Consider the following 17,290-nt stretch of genomic DNA (forward strand, 5'->3'; position numbering starts at 1 on the left):
GCCGGTCAGAGGCTCGCGCGCAGCTCCCACAGCTCCGGGTAGAAGTGGCCGCGACCGGTCAGGCTCACCGCGCCCGCCGTACCGCCGGTGCCCGGTCGGCTGCCGATCTGCCGTTCGACGGTGTGGACGTGCCGCTGGCGGAACATCGACCACGCCTGGTCGTGGTCGACCAGCGCCTCGGCCAGCTCCCACAGCGCCTGGTGCTCGCGGCGGTTCATGGCGATCTCCCCGTACGCCGCCGACCGCTCCGCGCGGGTGGCCACGGAGAAGCCCGCCTTGCCCAGCACGGTCAGGAAACCGTCCCACAGCGTGGGTTCACGGCCGCCCCGGGCCGACAGCAGCTCGATCTGCCTGAACTGCGCCGACTGCAGGCCGCTCGCCGTGCCGAGCGCGTCGCGGAAGCGCAGGAAGTCCTGCGGTGCCATGGTGTCCAGCACGTCGAAGTGCGTGGCGAGCATCCGCGCGATCGTGTGGCACCTGCGCAGCCGCGACCTCGGCGGGTAGGTCTCGCCCGCGAGCAGGTCGTCACGGGCCGCGGTCAGCTCGGTGAGCATCTGGCGGAACCACAGCTCGCACGTCTGGTGCACGGTGATGAACAGCAGCTCGTCGTGTTCGGTGGATCTGGGGTGGCGCTGGCCGAGCAGCTCCGGCAGCCGGAGGTACTCGCTGTAGGTCGGGAGCACGTGGTTCCTCACAGGAGCTGGTGGGCCGCGAAGGCTTCCTCGGCGCCGGGCACGTCGAGGACCCCCGCGGACCGGAACGTGCGCACGGTCGCGCGGCAGATGTCGGCGTTGCTGCCGGACCGCTCGTAGGTGTCGGCCACGACGGCCGCCGCGGTCCCACCGTCCACACCGGACATCAGCAGCGACGCGCGGATCGGCTCGGTGTCCCACGTCAGGCACGCCTGGACCATCGCGGGCAGGGTGTGTGCCACGGGCTCATGCAGCCGGGGCTCCAGGTTCACCCACAGGTCGTGGAAGAACCCGGCGAAGAAGCGGTGGTGGTGGCCCTCGTCCTTGGCGTGGTCGCGCGTGAGGTCCCGCACCACGGTCATGACCGTCCGGTCGTTCGGGATCTCGTTGAGCACCGCGGTGATCAGCGTCTCGAACACCACGGTCTGCAGCAGCGGCACCAGGGACGGCTCGTCGGGCATCAGCCGCGCGCCGACCTCCTCCAGCCGGTCGACGAACCCGCCGAAGTCCCACGGCGGGATGGCGACGCCCGTGTCCGCCGCGATCTGGTCGGCGAGGTCGAGGCTGTAGAGGGCGTGGTAGCCCTCGTCGCAGTAGACCTTGAACGCGTCCATCCTGGCCTGGTTCGGCAGGTCGAACCCGGCGCGGTTGTTGGCGATCCGCTCCGCCGTGGTGTTCACGACCCTCGTCTCCAGGTGGGTCGTCGACAGCAGGAACTGGTACAGGTGCCGGATCGTGAGCACCCGGCGCTGCTCGTCGGTGAGGCAGCCGAGTGCCTCGTGCGCGAGGTAGGGCACCTGGTCCTGCGGGTAGAACACCTTGCCCTGGTCGGTCTCGTCGGCGAACATCCTGCGCGTGCCAGCCCGCACGCCCGCGGTGTCGTACCAGCGGTCGAACGCCCCGCTCACGACAGAACCCCGGCGAGACGGTCGATCCCGGTCGCGACGGTGTCCGCGCCGGTCGCGTGGCAGAGCCGGAACCAGCCGGGCTCCGGGGCGGCGAAGACGCTGCCCGGCAGGATGTTCACCCGACCCTCACGCAGGATCCGTTGCCATAACGTGTGTTCGTCGGTGCCGCCCAGGTGCGGGCGCAGGTCCGTCCACAGCGAGAACCCGCCGTCCGCGCGGACGTACCCGATGCCCGCGTCGTCCAGCAGCGCCATCGTCGCCGTCGCCGAGGCGTGCAGCCGCCTGCGGCTCTCGGTGAGGAACCCCTCGACCCAGTCGCCGTCGCTCAGCAGGTGCGTGACGAGCGCCTGCGTGTGGGTCGACACCGGCGCGAAGTAGGCGAGCGCGCGGGCCGCGGCCAGCACCTCCGGATCGCGGGTGTGCAGCACGCCGACCTTGAGCCCGGACAGGCCGAAGTCCTTGGCCAGACCCCAGATCGCGTGCACGTTCCGCTCGCCGACCATGCTGGTGAACTCGGCGCCGAAGGTGGAGTTGGCGTAGATCTCGTCGGCGATCACGTCCACCGAGTGCGCCGTCGCCACCCTCACGACGTCCCGCAGCACGGTGGGGGAGTGCACGTGGCCGATCGGGTTCGACGGCGAGGTGACCGCGATCGCCCGCACGGGGACGCCTTCGCGTCTCGCCTCGGTGAGCGCGCGGTCGATCGCGACCGGGTCGAGTGCGAACCCGTCGTCGGGGCTCAGGTACACGGGCAGCAGCCGGGCGCCGGAGCGGGCGGTGAGATCGGTGTCGAACGCCGCGTAGTACGGCGCGGGCACGAGGATCACGTCGCCGGGGTCGCACAACGTGGTGGCGACGATGTCCAGGGCCGCGGTGGCGCCGCTGACGACGACCAGGTCCTCCGCGTCGACACCGGGCCACACGGGCGCCAGCAGCGTGGCGACGGCCGAGCGCAGCTCCGGTGTGCCGTAGAGCAGTCCGTAGTGGACGTCGGCCTGGCGTGGCGGCACCGACAGGCGAGGCGCCAGCAGGTCCCAGACGAGCCGGTTGTCCGCGGTGCCGAGGTTGACGTAACCGCCGGGGTTGCCAGGACCGTACGGGTCGGCCTCGGCCTCGAAGTGCGCGGCCGCGATGGCAGGCACGTCGGCGGCGAGGAGCTTCGCCGCGCGGGAGGTCATCCGACCCCCTGCGTGAGCAGTCCAGGGTGGACGCCGAGGCCCATCGACGCGTCGATCACCGCGCCGTGCAGGGCCGAGGCGTGCTCGCCGGTCAGCCACCACACCACCGAGGCGATCTCCTCGGGCCGGAGTAATCGGCCACCGGGCAGCCTCGCCTCGAGCGCGGCACGCTGCTCCGGGGTCAGGGCGGCGAGCGTGCTCGCCTCCAGCATGGGTGTCTCCACCGCGCCGGGGCTGACCGCGAACATGCCCACCGGCGAGTGCACGAGCTCCGCGGCGAGGTGGCGGGTGAGGTAGGCGAGTGCGGCCTTGCTCATCCCGTCCGCCACGTGGAAGCCCGGGAAGACGGAGACCCCACCGCCTACGCTCGCGATGTTGACGACCTTCCCGTAGCCGCGTTCGAGCATGCCGGGCAGCAGCCGCTGGATCAGCCACAGCGGACCGACGCTGTTGATGCGCAGGAACGCGGCGGACCGCTCGTGCTCGGGGCCCTCGACGTGGTCGACGACCGTCGCCGAGCCGACCGCGGCGTTGTTGACCAGCACGTCGACCGGCCCCGGCAGCGCCTCGAGCAGCCGCTCGTGGCTCTCCCAGTCACCCTGGTCCAGCTCGAAGGCCGCGCACTCGGCGCCGGTCTCGGCGACCAGCGTCTCCGCGCGGTCCTTGCCGAACCGGTAGGTGAACCACACTCGGTCGCCCGCCTCGGCGAACCGCCGCACACAGGCGCGGCCGATCCCACCGGAGCCTCCGGTGATCAGTACGTTGCGCATTCCGCCCCTTCAGAGGAGAACGTCGAGGACACGCCGCCCGAGCGGGTCGTCCGGGTCGGCCAGTCCCAGCGGGAGGTCGAAGTGGTGACGCCCGGGCACCGTGAACGCGTCGACGGACACCCCGGCCCCGGCCGCCGCGGCCACGAGCATGTCCTGCTGTGCCGGGAAGCCCGCCGTCTCGTCCGCGCCGTGGGCGGCGAGCAGCAGCGGCGGCGCGGCCTCGCGCAGCACGTGGACCGGGCTGTTGCGCCGCGCCTCGTCCGAGGACAGCCGGATCGCGGGGCCGATCGAGGTGTGCAGCAGCGGCTCCAGGTCGTAGAGGCCGCTGAGCAGCACCGCGGCACGCAGTGGCACGTCGCCGAGGCACATTCCTGCCAACTGGGCGCCCGCGGAATGCCCGACGAGTACGATCCGGTGTTCGTCAATCCCCAGTTTGGCCGCATTCCGGTACAACCAGCGAACGCCGCGACGAACCATTGCGGAGATCTCGTCCAACCGATATAAGGGCGCGAGCCCGTAACCGAGCGCGGCGAAGGCGGCGCCCTGTTTCACGGCGTCGACGGCCGCGAACGACGATTCCGCCTCGGTCAGTTCCTGCCAGTACCCGCCGTGCACGAACACCAGCAGCGGCGCGCCGGACTCGGTGGCGGGGAAGAAGTGCAGGCGCTCGGACTCCCCTGGCGCATAACGGACATCCAGCCAGGACAGTGTCCGGCGGGCCGAGGCGGAACGCTCCGCGTACTCGGCGAGGAACGGATCGGGGGCCACGGATATCCCGGGTAGATAGGCCTCGTCGAGTGATGGCGGCGCGTGCACGCGGTCACCTTATCGGGGGACCCTCGAGGAACTTACGGGCGTCCACCATTCCCGTTTTCCCGACTATTCGGTATTTGGTATGCGCCCGCGTCGCCTGAAACGGTCGAACAGGCCGGTGTCCGCGTGCTCGGCGTGGTGACCGGGCTGTGGCTCGCGGTGTACACGTTCTTCGGCACCGTGCTCCCGGTCGTGCTGCTCGGCCGCCCGGGGGTCATGGTGATCATCTGGCTCGGCCTGCTGGCACGGCACCGCGAGAGCGTGCTGATTCCGGCCGAGGTGGCGTAGGACAGTCCCTCCCGAGCCTGCCCGGGCAGGTCACACCGGCTGCGTACCATCTGGGGAGTCGGCAGGCGGGGGAGAGGAGCAGGCGTGCGGCGATCCGCGCTGTTCGTGGTGCTGCTGGTGCTCCTGGGTGCGTGCACCACGGAGGACCCGGGCGAACCGGCCCCCACGCGCACGTCCACGACGAGCAGTGCCGCGCCGGTCAGGCGGGTGTACGTGTCACTGGGCGACTCCTACGCCACCGGCTACCGCCCGGCCGACGGCGGCGACCCCGCGGGCGCCACGAAGGACGGCTTCGCCTACCTGGTGGCTGCTCGGCGGGACCTGGAGCTGGTCAACGTCGCGTGCAGCGGGGCAACGTCCGGGCAGCTCGACACCAGCACCGACTGCGCACCGCCGAACCGTGCCCCCGACGCGCCGGACCCCGAGGGCCGCACGCAGCTGGACGCGGCCGTCCGGACGCTTCGCGACCACGCGGGCGAGGTGGGACTGGTGACGGTGATCATCGGCGGCAACGACCTGGCGCCGTGCGCGCAGGCCTCGGACCCGCTGACCTGCGCGACCCAGGCCGTGACCGAGATCAGGGCCAACCTGGCCACAGTCCTGCCCACCCTGCGCGAGGCCGCGGGCGACGCCCCGATCCTGGGACTCACCTATCCGGACGTGTTCCTCGGCGCGTGGGTGTCACCCGCCTTCCCGGACGGCGAGCGGCTCGCCCGCCTGTCGGTCCCGCTGTTCCAGAACTACTTCAACGACACCCTCAGGACCGAGTACGAGAAGATCGGCGCGAGGTTCGTCGACATCACCGAGTCGACCGGCGGCTACGGCCCCCTGACGGAGCTGACCCAGGACCCCACGTACGGCCCGATCCCGGCCCCGGTCGCGAAGGTCTGCACCCTGACCTACTTCTGCACCCTGACGGACGTACACCCCACCAAACCCGGCCACGAGACGATCGCGACGGCCGTCCTCGACGCGCTGGGCGAGTAAGCCGAACGCACTGAAGGACGCCTTCCTGACGCTGGGGGTAAGGAAGGCGTCCTTCAGTGCGTTTCCGGACCTACGGGCGGCCGGGCAGGCGGTAGTTCGTGCCCAGCACGGTGCCGCGGCTCGGCTTGTACTGGTCGAAACCACGTGGGTCGCACTGCAGGCCACCGTTGATGCAGTGGCTCACCAGTGCCGCCAGGGTCGGCTCGTCCCACGCGTTGAAGAAGTCGTAGTGCCACGTGTACCCGCGACCGCTCGCGAGCCGGACCTGCGACGTGTTCCCGTCGACGGGGAACGCGATCTTGAACTCGAGCATCGGCACCGGCCTCGGGTGCGATGACGGGCACACGCCGTTGACCGGGTAGGCCATGTGCGACTTGTGGTCCGCCGAGTCGAGGTGCGTGCCGTCCCAGCAGCTGGGGGCCTGGAACCGCACGTTCATCTGCGTGCCGATCGGACAGTTCGTCGGGAAGTCCCAGTTGAACGTGCTGTTGCCGCACTCCCAGCCCTCGACGTGCCCGGGATGGTTCCGGAACTCGTCGAGCGTCGAGCTGGGACTGCCCACCACGTACCGCAGGCCCGGCGGGAACGGCCGCACGTCCTGGTACCGGATGATGCCGGACTTGTAGTAGATGACCTGCTTGAAGTTCGGGATCACGGGCGTGTTCCCGTTGAACATCGTCGGGAACCAGTACGCCGACAGGTCGTCCGGCGCGAGGCACGACGTGGCACCGACGCCCGCACGCTGCAGCGAGGCGAGTGTCGTGGCCGCGTTCGTCGTCGTGTTGCCGGTGAAGCTGTGCTCGTGCGACGCACCGGGCAGGTTCGGCAGCACGATCGGGTCGTCGGACAGCCGGTGGGTGACCCCGCAGTTCACCTGGAACTCGTGATGGGTCACGTCGTCGGCTGGGTCGGCGCTCGCCGGGCCGCTGGTCACCAGCGCGGCCACGGCTAGCACCGTGAGTACGAGTTGTCTACGCATCGACTCCTCCTCGGCAGGGTACAGAGGGAGAGCGCTCTCCCACTTACCGTAGCCGTCCGTGTCAAGTCCCGCCCTTGACACGCTCGCAACCTGCCCGCAACACTCTGGACCGAGTGGGAGAGCGCTCTCCGAACCCACTCCCCAACCCTGCTGAGGAGACGCGATGAAGCGTGCTCTCGTGCTGGTGCTCGCACTCGTGGCCAGCTTCGTGGCGGCGCAGCCCGCCGCGGCGGCGCCGTCCGTAGTGCGTGTGACCGGCTCGCAAGGCAACTGGCGGCTCACCGTCGACGGTGCCCCGTTCCAGGTCAAGGGCCTCACCTGGGGTCCACCCGTTTCCGAGGCGGCCGCCAGGTTGCCCGACCTGCACGCCATCGGTGTCAACACGGTCCGCACCTGGGGCACCGACGGCACCACCCAGCCACTGCTCGACGCCGCGGCCGCCAACGGCATCAAGGTGATCAACGGCTTCTGGCTGCAACCGGGCGGCGGCCCCGGCAGCGGCGGCTGCGTCAACTACGTCACCGACACCAACTACAAGAACAACTCGCTCACCGAGTTCCTGCGCTGGGTGAACGTCTACAAGACACACCCCGGCGTGCTGATGTGGAACGTGGGCAACGAGTCCGTGCTCGGCATGCAGAACTGCTTCTCCGGCACGGAGTTGGAGAACCAGCGCGTCGCCTACGTCCGGTTCGTCAACGACGTCACCCGCGCCATCCACGCCGCCGACCCGAACCACCCGGTCACGTCCACCGACGCGTGGACCGGTGCGTGGCCCTACTTCAAGGCCTACGCACCCGACCTCGACCTGTATGCGGTGAACTCCTACAACGCCGTGTGCCAGGTGAAGAACGACTGGAACGCGGGCGGCTACACCAAGCCCTACATCCTCACCGAGGGCGGCCCCGCGGGGGAGTGGGAGGTGCCGAACGACGTCAACGGCGTGCCGACGGAACCCTCCGACGTGGCCAAACGCGACGGTTACCGCAACGCGTGGAACTGCCTGACCTCGCACACCGGCGTGGCGCTCGGCGGCACGCTGTTCCACTACGGCACCGAACAGGACTTCGGCGGCGTGTGGTTCAACCTGGTGCCCGGCAACGAGAAGCGGCTGTCGTACTACTCCGTCGCGGCGGCGTTCGGCGGCAACCCCGGGTCGAACTCGCCGCCGGTGATCTCGCGGATGAACCTGAGCCGGGTCACCGACGTACCTGCCGGCGGGACGTTCACCGTCGACGTCGGCGCGTCCGATCCCAACGGGGACGCGATCTCCTACGAGCTGAAGATCAACAGCAAGTACATCGACAACTCCGGTGCGCTGGTGACGGCGTCCTACACGGGGTCGGGGCCGTTCACCGTGCGCGCGCCGGACCGGCTGGGCGTGTGGAAGCTGTACGTGTACGCCCGCGACGGGCACGGCAACGTCGGCATCGAGAGCCGGTCCTTCCGGGTGGTCGCGCCGACGCCGCAGGGCGAGAACGTGGCGCGCGGCAGGGCCACGACCGCCTCGTCGTACCAGACGCAGGGCGACGGGGCGCCGTTCCCGCCGTCGAACACGGTGGACGGCTCGCTGACCACGCGCTGGGCGTCGGACTGGAGCGACCCGCAGTGGCTCCGGGTCGACCTCGGTGCGACTACCACCTTCCAACAGGTGCAGTTGGTGTGGGAAGGTGCGTACGGTCGGTCTTACCAGCTACAGGTGTCGGACAACGACCGCGACTGGCGGACGGTGTACTCGACCACCTCCGGTGACGGCGGCGTCGACTCGATCGACGTCACCGCGACCGGCCGGTACGTTCGGATGTACGGCACGGCCCGGGGCACCGGCTGGGGCTACTCGCTGTACGAGCTGGGCGTCTACCGGCGCTGAGACCGTTGGAGAGCGCTCTCCCGTACCATCGGCGCATGGCTGGACGCACAACGGGCCGCACGCCGACGCTCGAGGACGTGGCGAGGGTCGCGGGGGTCTCCCGCGCGACCGTGAGCCGCGTGGTCAACGGAATCCGCAACGTCGACCAGGACATACAGGAGGCCGTGCGGCGGGCCATCGAGAAGACCGGGTACGCCCCCAACAGGGCCGCCCGTTCGCTCGTGACCCGCCGCGCGGGTGCGGTAGCGCTGGTCGTGTCCGGCGCGGGCGGCCACGTGTTCGGCGACCCGTTCTTCGGCAGGGTCGCCGACGGCGTGGTGGACTTCCTGCGTGGCCACGGCGTGCACCCGCTCCTGATGCTGGCCGACACGGACGCCGCCCGCGACGACATACTGGCCCACCTCCGCGAGGGCGGCACGGACGGCGCGCTGCTCGTGTCGACCCACCCCGACGACCTCCTGACGTCGATGGTCGCGGTGGCCGGCCTGCCCGCGGTGGTGTTCGCGAGGACGCTCCAGCGGCTGTCGTACGTGGACGTCGAGAACGAGGTGGGTGGGGCACTGGCCGCGCGGCACCTGCTGTCCAGGGGATGCCGCAACCTGGCCACGATCAGCGGCCCGCTGGACGTCCGGACCAGCAACGAGCGCCTGGCGGGCTTCCGTGTCGAGGCGGGGGAGACCCCGACCGTGGCGGGCAACTTCACGGTGGCGAGCGGCGAGGAGGCGATGACGACGTTGCTGGCCGGACACCCGAACGTGGACGGCGTCTTCGCGGCGAACGACCTGATGGCCCAGGGCGCCCTGGCGGTCCTGCAGTCGACGGGCCGCTCCGTGCCGACGGACGTGGCCGTGGTCGGCTTCGACGACAGCAGCGCGGCACTGGCGTGCCGCCCGAAGCTCACGACCGTCCGCCAGCCGGTGGAGGACATGGGCGCGGCGATGGCGGAGCTGCTGCTGGCCCGCATCCAGGACCCGTCCCTACCCCCGGCAAGCCGCATCTTCGAACCACAGCTGGTGATCCGCGACTCGGCCTGAAGGTGTCGGCGCACGCATGAGAGCCTTCGGACCATGGTGACGACACGGTTGGCGACCGTCCCTGACGAGGTCCGCGCCGCGATCGTCGAGCAGGTCGGCCCGGTCCTCGACATGGACACCGTGCACGGCGGATGGAACAGCGAGATCGCCACCCGCGTACGGACAGCGAACGAGACGATGTTCGTCAAAGGACTGCGCGCCGACCACCGTCGTGTGTGGACACAACAGCGGGACCTGACACTCCGCGTGGCCGAGCAACGCTGGTCCGCTATGGAGGCGACCAGGCGATGCGCGACCAGCTGAGCGGCGACACGCTGTTGCACACCGACTTCAACAACCAGAACGTCCTGATCGCCGACGGCAAGGCACGGCCCGCCCGATGTCATGGCGGGTTCAGCATGCCCTTCAGCTGGTCGTAGCGGTTCCTGCCCACCGCCATCCAACGGTCGACTCCGGTCTCGTTCGTGTCCTGGTCGCGGAACAGCGGCCGTGCCCACCAGTTCATCCGCAGGAGCGGGAAGTACTCGCCCGGGGTGGCGTGGGGATTCGTGCTCCCCGGGGGTCGGATGGGGAACGACTCGCTCTCGAACCCGCCGGGATCCCGCTGACGCCTGACCCCCAGGGGATCCTCCGCCTGCGTGTACCGCCCGCTTTCGTGCAGGAACAACGCGTCCGCGTTCCAGCCGAACCTGCCCGCGGCGGCTGACCGGATCCGGGCATCGTCGTCGGCCATGTCGAGGAGATCGCGTATGACGGCTTTGACCTCGCGCGGAGGACGACGGAACGAGACGTCCAGGGACGCGGAATGCGCGAGGCTCTCCAACAACTCGATCCCCATCGGGCCGCCTGGATCGTCGCGCCGTAGCACCAGGAGGAAGCCGTGACCCGCGAACTCCACCCGGAACACCGTCTCCACGCCCTTGCTGTTCGCGACGTAGATGCTCCGGGTCAGCCCGCCGACCACCTCACGGAACCTCCCGGCCTGCCCGGCCATGTCCGCGACGACGTCCTCGGGTTCGAACGTGAACGAACCCAGCTCGGCCTTCTGCTGACCGTCCGTCAGCACCGGGAAGAGGTTCTCGGCGGTGGGGTAGCAGGAAGCGTAGTGCTGACGAAGGATCTGCTCGGCGTAGTAGGCACCGCCGAAGCTCTCGTCGAGGACGAGCGCGACATCGAACGCGGCATCGACGACGTTCCACCGCAGTTCCGTCAGGATCCTCTCGAAGTCCTGTTTCTCGGCCTGTGCCGCACCGAAGTTCGGTGCGTGACCTGCGAAGTAACGCGTCAGCAGATCGTGCAACTCGTCCACCGAGAGTGCGCCGTTCCACCTCCGGTCGACGTACCGGCGCCGGGTGATCGCCTGCCTGATCGCGTACTTCTGATCGTCTTCCGACGTCAACGCCCACACCCGGGCCAGAACGAGGTGGAGCTCCTCGGCGGTCTCCGCCTTGGAGACCACACTCCTCTCCAGCGACCCGCCGATGGACCGCCGCTGCACCGTGACGCCGGTGGCCTGTGCGGGGCCAGTCGACCGTGCCGGGCCGGCCGGCTGCCCGCTGGCACTGCTCTCGGCTTCACGTTCGAACCGGTCCGTCGGGGTCGACACACGCAGGCCGCCGCCGGCGTCGACACCGTCCACGGTGCCCGCGCGTTGCTGGACCACGTGGGTCAGCTCATGGGTGAGCGTGGCCCGGTCGGCCGTGGCACCGCCGAGCACGATGTGCTCACCGGCGGTGTACGCCAGGGCGCCTGCCGCCCGCGCCGAGCGCCGTGCCGCGGTGTCCGTGTGCACGCGGACACCGGAGAAGTCGGCGCCGAACCGGTTTTCCATGTCGGTGCGCAGTGCCGGGTCCAGCGGCGTGCCGGGGGAGTTGATCACGCCGGTGACCGAGGCCAGGGAGAAGTCGACGCCCGGGGCGACCGCCGGTGCGCGCGAGGACACGGCCTCGGCCGTCGCACGCGGACGTGCCCTCGCAAGGGGAAGATCGTCGTGGGTTCTTTCGGACACGTGCTTCATTGAGCCACGGCGGGGTCACCGTCGCGTCACACCGGCGGTCAGCGCAGCTGGAGGTTGCGGAACAGGGCCGTGCCGTGGAAGCCGTTCACGCCCAGCCGGCCCGACGAGTAGGTGCTGTCCGTCGCGGCGATGACCTGTGTGCCGTCGAGGGACACGCGCAGGTCCGCGCCCCGGGCCGTGACGCCCAGGTGGTAGGTCCGGCCCGGCTCGATGGTCGTCCGGTAGGTCGCGATGTCCAGGCCGGGACGCCACAGCTTCACCACACCGCCGACGTCGATGTTCGCCGTGTAGTGCTGCGTGCCGTCCGCGTTGGCGCGGAAGACGAGGCCGGCCGCCACCCCGCTCAGCGGTGTCAGGTCGCCCTCGTAGGTGAAGTCCGTGGGCGTCGACGAGCTGAGGTAGAACGTGTCGCCGCCGCCACGCGACTGCAACCCGCTGCCCGGGTACGTCCACGTCCCGTTGACGGGCCGCCACGGGCCCGCGAGGTTGGTGGCGAGACCGGTGGCGTTCACCTGCAGGTTGTTGAACGTCGCCTGGCCGTTGAACAGGTTCACGCCCAGCCGCCCGGACGGGTAGGCCGTGTCGGTCGCGTCGATCACCGGCAGCGCCGAGCGGTCCAGGAACACCTGGAACCGCGACCCGGCCGCCACGACCTTCAGGTGATAGGTCCGCCCCGCCGAGACCGGCGTCGCGTACGAGGCGATGTCCCGGCCTGGACGCCATAGCTTCACCACACCGGTCGTGTCCACGTTCACCGTGTACTGACCGCTCGGCCCCGCGCGGAAGGACAGCGCCGCCGCGACCCCGTTGTCCACCCGGACGTCGCCCTCGTAGGAGAAGTCCGCCGCGCTCGACGAGCTGAGGTAGAACGCGTCACCGGCCGCGGTGCCCTGCTTGCCTGCCGCCGTGTCGGTCCACGTGCCGTTCGACGCGGTCCACGGTCCGGCCAGGTTCCCGTCCAGTGTGGACTGCCCGGTGCCCCACGCCTTATCGAGGCGGTTGAACCCCAGCGACACCAGCCGGACGTCGCCGCCCTCGGTGAACAGGGAGATGCCCTGGCTCGCCGAGTCGAAGTACACGTTGTCGCTGAAGGAGAAACGGCCGTCACCGGCGAAGATCTCCAGCTGTCCCCTGTCGACGAGGACACGCATCCGCACCCGGCCGTTCACCGGCGCGAGCGGTGCCCCGTACAACGTCCCGGCCGCGCGGTCGTAGGCGACCTCACGGTCGTAGCCGCCGTTGGCCCGCGTGTGCAGCCGGAAGCCGAACTTCGCCGCGGTGGCCCCGTTGACGTCGAACTCCGCGGTCAGCTCGTAGGTGTCGGCACGCAGCCCCGACAACGGGTTCGTGCCCGGTCGCAACGTCTGCGCACCCAGCGAGAACGGGTCGCGCCGCAGCGACGCCAGCTCGCCGACCGGCTCGCGGGTCAACCGGACCCCGTCCGGGAACGTCCGCAGACCCAGCTGTGCCGGGAAGGTCAGGTTCCCGGTCCACGTGCCGCCCCGGTTGCCGCCCTGCCACGCGGTCTGCACGACCCGGCCGGCGGGATCGCCGGTGAACGTCTGCGACGCGTAGAACGGCGACTCCGCGTACCCGCCGCCGAAGTCCTCGCGTCCGACGGGCGAGGTCGGCGTGAACGTCGTACCGTCGAAGTCGCCGAGCACGTAGCTGTTGTCCCTCGCCGCGGACAGGACCCAGCGCGTGTTCGCCGGGTTCCCGTCGACGGGCAGCTGGTACATGTCCGGGCACTCGAACATCCAGTCCGCGACGAACCGGCTGCGGAACTCCCAGTGCAGCAGGTCGGTCGAGGTGTAGAAGTTCGCGCCGTCCCGGCCGTCCTTCACGTACAGCACCATCACGTAGCGCCGCGACGGCGCGTGCCAGAAGACCTTCGGGTCGCGGCTCTCGACGCCCGGGGTGTCCACGACCTCGCGGCCACCGCCGTAGGTCTGGAACGTGCGGGCGCCGTCGAGGCTGTAGTGGACGGTGACGCCGCCGGTGCCGGAGAACAGCAGGATCGGGTCGTCGGTCCCGGACTTCAGGCCCGTGACGTTGTTCGTGTCCACGATCCCGTTGCCGGACCACAGGTCTCCGGCGTGCACGCCCGGCTCCAGCGCGATCGGCTTCTGCGTCCAGTGCACGAGGTCCGTGCTGACGGCGTGGCCCCAGTGCATGGTCGCCCACGCCAGCCCGTGCGGGTTGTGCTGGTAGAACAGGTGATACCGGCCTCGGTAGTAGAAGGACCCGTTGGGGTCGTTCATCCACCCGGCACGCGGGCTGAAGTGGAACTGCCCGCGAAACGGCTCGTCGTAGTTCGTTGGCGGGTAAGGGAACTCGGGATAGTCGGTGAGGTCGCCCGCGAGAGCCGGTGGCGCGGCCGACGCGAACATGCCCGCTGCCAGAAGGACTACCGCCACAGCTGAACGCAGGATCTTCATCGATCTCCCTCGCCGCGCCGACCACGCTCAGCATACGGATCGCTACCGCTCGGGTACACCCCGCAGTCCGGCCATGATGAGGTCGAGCATCCGCCCGGCCTGCTCGCGCTGGTCCGGCCCGCCGCACGCGAGGAACACCCCGACGATGCTCGCGACCACGTCCTCGGCGACCACGTCCGCGCGCAGTGTCCCGGCCGCAGCCCCCGCCTCCAGCAGGGTCCGGACCGCGCCCGACAACCGCTCGCGGGACTGGGACGAGGTGACGGCGCCGGAGGCGATGACCGCGCGCAGGGTGTCGGCCATGTCCCGTTTCGTGGCCACGTAGTCGGCGAAACGGTCCATCCACGCACGCAGCGCCTCCTCGGGTGCCAGGTCCGCGAGCAGTTTCCCCGCGCTGTCGCACAGGCGGTCCTGCTCGGCCCGGAACACCGCCTCCACCAGCGTTTCCCTGGTGGGGAAGTGGCGGTAGAGCGTGCCGATGCCGACGCCTGCCGCGCGGGCGACGGATTCGAGGGTGACCTTGTCGCCGGAGGTCGTGAACGCCTCGCGGGCGGCCTCGACCAGCCGGGCTCTGTTGCGCTGGGCGTCCGCCCGCTTCTCGGTGACCATGACTACCGGAGGAGCCTCCGTTTCTGCTAGCCTCGAAAACCGGAAGCGGAGGAACCTCCGCTTTGTGGCAAGCCTACAGGAGCACCGTCGTGACGACTGTCCACCACACACCCGGCGGCACCACGCTGCTCGCCGGTCGCCGCGTCGCCAGGGTCGGCTTCGGCGCCATGCAGCTGGAAGGCGGCACCGACCGGGCCGCGGCGGTCGCGGTGCTGCGTGCCGCCGCCGATCTCGGCGTCAACCACATCGACACGGCCGAGTTCTACGGCGCGGCGAACGCGTTGATACGCGAGGCGCTGCACCCGTACCCCGAGAACCTGGCGCTGGTGAGCAAGGTCGGCGCCGAGCGTGAGGGCGCCGGGCTGGTGCTCGCGCAGCGGCCGGAGCAGCTCCGCGCGAGCGTGGAGGCCAACCTCACGAGCCTGCGGGTCGACTCGCTGGCCGTCGTGAACCTCCGCCGGGGCGACGCGCCTCCCGGCATCATCGCGGAGGGGGACCAGGTCGTCGACCTCGACAGCCAGCTCGCCGAGCTGGTGGCCCTGCGCGACGAGGGCAAGATCGGCGGCATCGGGCTGAGCAACGTCAGTGTCGACCAGCTGGGCCAGGCCCTGCCCGCCGGGATCGTGTGCGTGCAGAACGCCCACAGTGTTCTCGACCGTACCGCCGAGCCGGTGCTGGACGTGTGCCGCGAGCACGACATCGCGTGGGTGCCGTTCTTCCCGCTCGGGTCGGCGTTTCCCGGGATCCGCAAGACGACCGAGCACCCGGCCGTGATCGCGGCCGCGGCGCGGGTGGGCGCGACCCCGGCGCAGGTCAGCCTCGCCTGGCTGCTCACGCACTACACCCGGACGCTGCTCATTCCCGGCACGGGCGACCCGGACCACCTGGCCGAGAACGTCGCGGCAGGCGCCGTCCACCTCGACCCGGACGCGATGGCCGCCCTCAGCTCGCTCTGAACACACGTGACGCGACGAGGTCGCCGCCGACCGGATGGCCACGCTCGGTTCACGCCGACTCGGCGGCCGTCAGTGCCGGTGCCACGTGGGAAAGGGCCTCCCGCAACAGGTCCGGTAGTGGTGTCGCCGTCGTGACGACCATGAGGCCGCCGCCTGCCGGGCGGATCCACCGTTCCAGCGCGACCCGTGCGGCGGCCGACACGGCGGCGGCGAGCACGGCGGGCACGAGCGGGCCGTCCGCGTCGTCAGAGGCATCGGCATCGCCCAGCCGCTCCGCGATCGCCTCGGCCAGGGGGTGGCGCATGCTCGCCGCCGCGGCGACGTACTCCTCGCGTAGCCGGGGGGTCGACGTGATCAGTGTCAGCGCGTCACCCTCCGGCTCGGTCGTGTACTGCTCGATCACCGCTGCCACCACGGCCTCGGCGAGCGGTTCGTCCGCCGGCCTGGCCCGCAGCGCCGCCGCCACCCGCGCGGCCCGTTCCGCCGTGACCGCCGCGACTATCGCCTGTTCGCGGCTCGCGAAGTAGTTGTTGTACGTCCGAGGTGACACACCCGCCGCCGCCGCGATGTCGTCGACCCGGACGTTGTCCGCGCCGTTCTCCACCGCCAGGCGCAATGCCGCCGCGCTGATCGCCTCGCGGGTCGCGACCTTCTTGCGCTCACGCAGCCCACCGTTCTCGTTCATGCCGGCAGCCTATCCGTCAAACATGCGTATACGCAATTTTGCGTATACGCAACTTTGTGTACTCTCGGCGTCAACGCCAACCGAGAGGACCAACCATGGCCAAGTTGATCGCGTTCGACGAGGACGCGCGCCGCGGTCTCGAACGCGGCATGAACACGCTCGCCGACGCCGTCCGGGTGACGCTCGGCCCGCGTGGCCGCAACGTCGTGCTGGAGAAGAAGTGGGGCGCGCCGACCGTCACCAACGACGGCGTCTCGATCGCCAAGGAGATCGAGCCGGCGGACCCGTGGGAGAAGATCGGCGCGGAGCTGGTCAAGGAGGTCGCCAAGAAGACCGACGACGTCGCTGGTGACGGCACCACCACCGCGACGGTGCTCGCCCAGGCGCTGGTCCGCGAAGGGCTGCGCAACGTCGCCGCCGGCGCCAACCCCATCGCGCTCAAGCGCGGCATCGAGCGCGCGGTCGAGGCCGTCACCGAGCAGCTGCACAGGGCGTCGCGTGAGGTCGAGACCAAGGAGCAGATCGCGGCCACCGCCTCGATCTCGGCCGCTGACACCACCATCGGCGAGCTCATCGCCGAGGCCATGGACCGGGTCGGCCGCGAGGGGGTGATCACGGTCGAGGAGTCCAACGCGATGGGACTCGAGCTGGAGCTGACCGAGGGCATGCGGTTCGACAAGGGTTACGTGGCACCGCACTTCATCACCGACACCGACCGGATGGAGGCCGTGCTGGACGATCCCCACCTGCTCTTCGCCACCACGAGGATCGCGGCGGCCAAGGAGCTGCTGCCCGTGCTGGAGAAGGTGATCGAGACGGGCAAACCGCTCGCGGTGATCGCCGAGGACGTCGAGGGCGAGGCGCTCGCGACGCTGATCGTCAACAAGCTGAAGGGCACGTTCAAGTCGGTGGCCGTCAAGGCGCCGGGCTTCGGTGACCGTCGCAAGGCGATCCTGCAGGACATCGCGATCCTCACCGGTGGCACTGTCATCTCCGAGGACGTGGGTCTGAAGCTGGACAACGCCGACATCTCGCTGCTGGGTCGTGCTCGCAAGGTCGTGGTGAC

At 70.2% G+C, this 17,290-nt stretch carries 18 protein-coding genes; 8 read left to right on the top strand and 10 right to left on the bottom strand.

Going from position 1 to position 17,290, the window contains the following annotated elements:
- Window positions 1-5 precede the first annotated feature (5 nt).
- The 5 genes from CLV71_RS39415 to CLV71_RS39435 are packed head-to-tail and all read right to left on the bottom strand — an operon-like array spanning window position 6 to window position 4,364.
- On the bottom strand, window positions 6-683 hold the full coding sequence (locus tag CLV71_RS39415; protein ID WP_208297967.1) for a tryptophan 2,3-dioxygenase family protein: 678 nt from the start codon (window positions 681-683) through the stop codon (window positions 6-8).
- Between the two features lie 8 nt (window positions 684-691).
- Window positions 692-1,600 carry a diiron oxygenase gene (locus CLV71_RS39420; protein ID WP_243867203.1) on the bottom strand — a complete coding sequence of 303 codons (909 nt, stop codon included), beginning with the start codon at window positions 1,598-1,600 and terminating at the stop codon, window positions 692-694.
- The gene (locus CLV71_RS39425) at window positions 1,597-2,778 is read right to left on the bottom strand and encodes an aminotransferase class I/II-fold pyridoxal phosphate-dependent enzyme (protein WP_133908034.1); all 1,182 of its coding nucleotides are present in this window, start codon (window positions 2,776-2,778) and stop codon (window positions 1,597-1,599) included. The genes CLV71_RS39420 and CLV71_RS39425 overlap by 4 nt, the downstream gene beginning before the upstream one ends.
- Window positions 2,775-3,548, bottom strand: coding sequence for an SDR family NAD(P)-dependent oxidoreductase (locus tag CLV71_RS39430; protein ID WP_133908035.1), 774 nt, complete (start codon window positions 3,546-3,548; stop codon window positions 2,775-2,777). Before CLV71_RS39430 ends, CLV71_RS39425 begins: the two co-directional genes overlap by 4 nt.
- Window positions 3,549-3,557: 9 nt before the next feature.
- Window positions 3,558-4,364: an alpha/beta hydrolase gene (locus CLV71_RS39435; protein ID WP_133908036.1), complete on the bottom strand. Its 807-nt coding sequence runs from the start codon at window positions 4,362-4,364 to the stop codon at window positions 3,558-3,560.
- Between the two features lie 123 nt (window positions 4,365-4,487).
- On the opposite strand from CLV71_RS39435, the gene CLV71_RS48160 reads away from it, so the two are divergent.
- On the top strand, window positions 4,488-4,649 hold the full coding sequence (locus CLV71_RS48160) for a hypothetical protein (protein ID WP_166664448.1): 162 nt from the start codon (window positions 4,488-4,490) through the stop codon (window positions 4,647-4,649).
- Window positions 4,650-4,733: 84 nt separating this feature from the next.
- Window positions 4,734-5,636: a GDSL-type esterase/lipase family protein gene (locus CLV71_RS39440; protein ID WP_166664449.1), complete on the top strand. Its 903-nt coding sequence runs from the start codon at window positions 4,734-4,736 to the stop codon at window positions 5,634-5,636.
- A 70-nt stretch (window positions 5,637-5,706) separates the two neighbouring features.
- Here the strand turns inward: CLV71_RS39440 and CLV71_RS39445 are convergent, their stop codons facing one another.
- Entirely contained in the window at window positions 5,707-6,615 is a 909-nt protein-coding gene (locus CLV71_RS39445) for a DUF1996 domain-containing protein (RefSeq protein ID WP_133908038.1), read from the bottom strand.
- Window positions 6,616-6,778: 163 nt separating this feature from the next.
- Here CLV71_RS39445 and CLV71_RS39450 point away from each other — a divergent pair, with 163 nt between their 5' ends.
- Genes CLV71_RS39450 through CLV71_RS50290 form a run of 4 tightly spaced genes read left to right on the top strand, consistent with a single transcriptional unit; the run spans window position 6,779 to window position 9,938 of the window.
- Complete coding sequence (locus CLV71_RS39450; protein WP_133908039.1) at window positions 6,779-8,485, top strand: discoidin domain-containing protein; 1,707 nt, start codon at window positions 6,779-6,781, stop codon at window positions 8,483-8,485.
- Between the two features lie 35 nt (window positions 8,486-8,520).
- The gene (locus tag CLV71_RS39455; RefSeq protein WP_133908040.1) at window positions 8,521-9,519 is read left to right on the top strand and encodes a LacI family DNA-binding transcriptional regulator; all 999 of its coding nucleotides are present in this window, start codon (window positions 8,521-8,523) and stop codon (window positions 9,517-9,519) included.
- Window positions 9,520-9,552: 33 nt separating this feature from the next.
- On the top strand, window positions 9,553-9,822 hold the full coding sequence (locus tag CLV71_RS39460; protein WP_133908041.1) for a hypothetical protein: 270 nt from the start codon (window positions 9,553-9,555) through the stop codon (window positions 9,820-9,822).
- Window positions 9,807-9,938, top strand: a complete 132-nt coding sequence (locus CLV71_RS50290; protein ID WP_279588789.1) for a hypothetical protein — start codon at window positions 9,807-9,809, stop codon at window positions 9,936-9,938. Before CLV71_RS39460 ends, CLV71_RS50290 begins: the two co-directional genes overlap by 16 nt.
- Here the strand turns inward: CLV71_RS50290 and CLV71_RS39465 are convergent.
- The 3 genes from CLV71_RS39465 to CLV71_RS39475 are packed head-to-tail and all read right to left on the bottom strand — an operon-like array spanning window position 9,902 to window position 14,583.
- Entirely contained in the window at window positions 9,902-11,527 is a 1,626-nt protein-coding gene (locus CLV71_RS39465) for an eCIS core domain-containing protein (protein WP_243867205.1), read from the bottom strand. The genes CLV71_RS50290 and CLV71_RS39465 overlap by 37 nt on opposite strands.
- A 47-nt stretch (window positions 11,528-11,574) precedes the next feature.
- The gene (locus tag CLV71_RS39470; RefSeq protein ID WP_133908043.1) at window positions 11,575-13,974 is read right to left on the bottom strand and encodes a glycoside hydrolase family 32 protein; all 2,400 of its coding nucleotides are present in this window, start codon (window positions 13,972-13,974) and stop codon (window positions 11,575-11,577) included.
- A gap of 42 nt (window positions 13,975-14,016) precedes the next feature.
- Window positions 14,017-14,583: a TetR/AcrR family transcriptional regulator gene (locus CLV71_RS39475; protein WP_133908044.1), complete on the bottom strand. Its 567-nt coding sequence runs from the start codon at window positions 14,581-14,583 to the stop codon at window positions 14,017-14,019.
- A gap of 89 nt (window positions 14,584-14,672) precedes the next feature.
- On the opposite strand from CLV71_RS39475, the gene CLV71_RS39480 reads away from it, so the two are divergent.
- Window positions 14,673-15,539: an aldo/keto reductase gene (locus CLV71_RS39480; RefSeq protein WP_279588790.1), complete on the top strand. Its 867-nt coding sequence runs from the start codon at window positions 14,673-14,675 to the stop codon at window positions 15,537-15,539.
- A gap of 49 nt (window positions 15,540-15,588) precedes the next feature.
- Here CLV71_RS39480 and CLV71_RS39485 read toward each other — a convergent pair whose 3' ends face one another.
- On the bottom strand, window positions 15,589-16,224 hold the full coding sequence (locus CLV71_RS39485; protein WP_133908045.1) for a TetR/AcrR family transcriptional regulator: 636 nt from the start codon (window positions 16,222-16,224) through the stop codon (window positions 15,589-15,591).
- Between the two features lie 95 nt (window positions 16,225-16,319).
- On the opposite strand from CLV71_RS39485, the gene groEL reads away from it, so the two are divergent.
- The coding region (gene groEL / locus CLV71_RS39490; protein WP_133908046.1) for a chaperonin GroEL at window positions 16,320-17,290 on the top strand (971 nt) is incomplete at its 3' end.

It is taken from the genome of Actinophytocola oryzae (assembly GCF_004364325.1).
In the GTDB taxonomy this organism is placed as follows: Bacteria; Actinomycetota; Actinomycetes; order Mycobacteriales; family Pseudonocardiaceae; genus Actinophytocola; species Actinophytocola oryzae.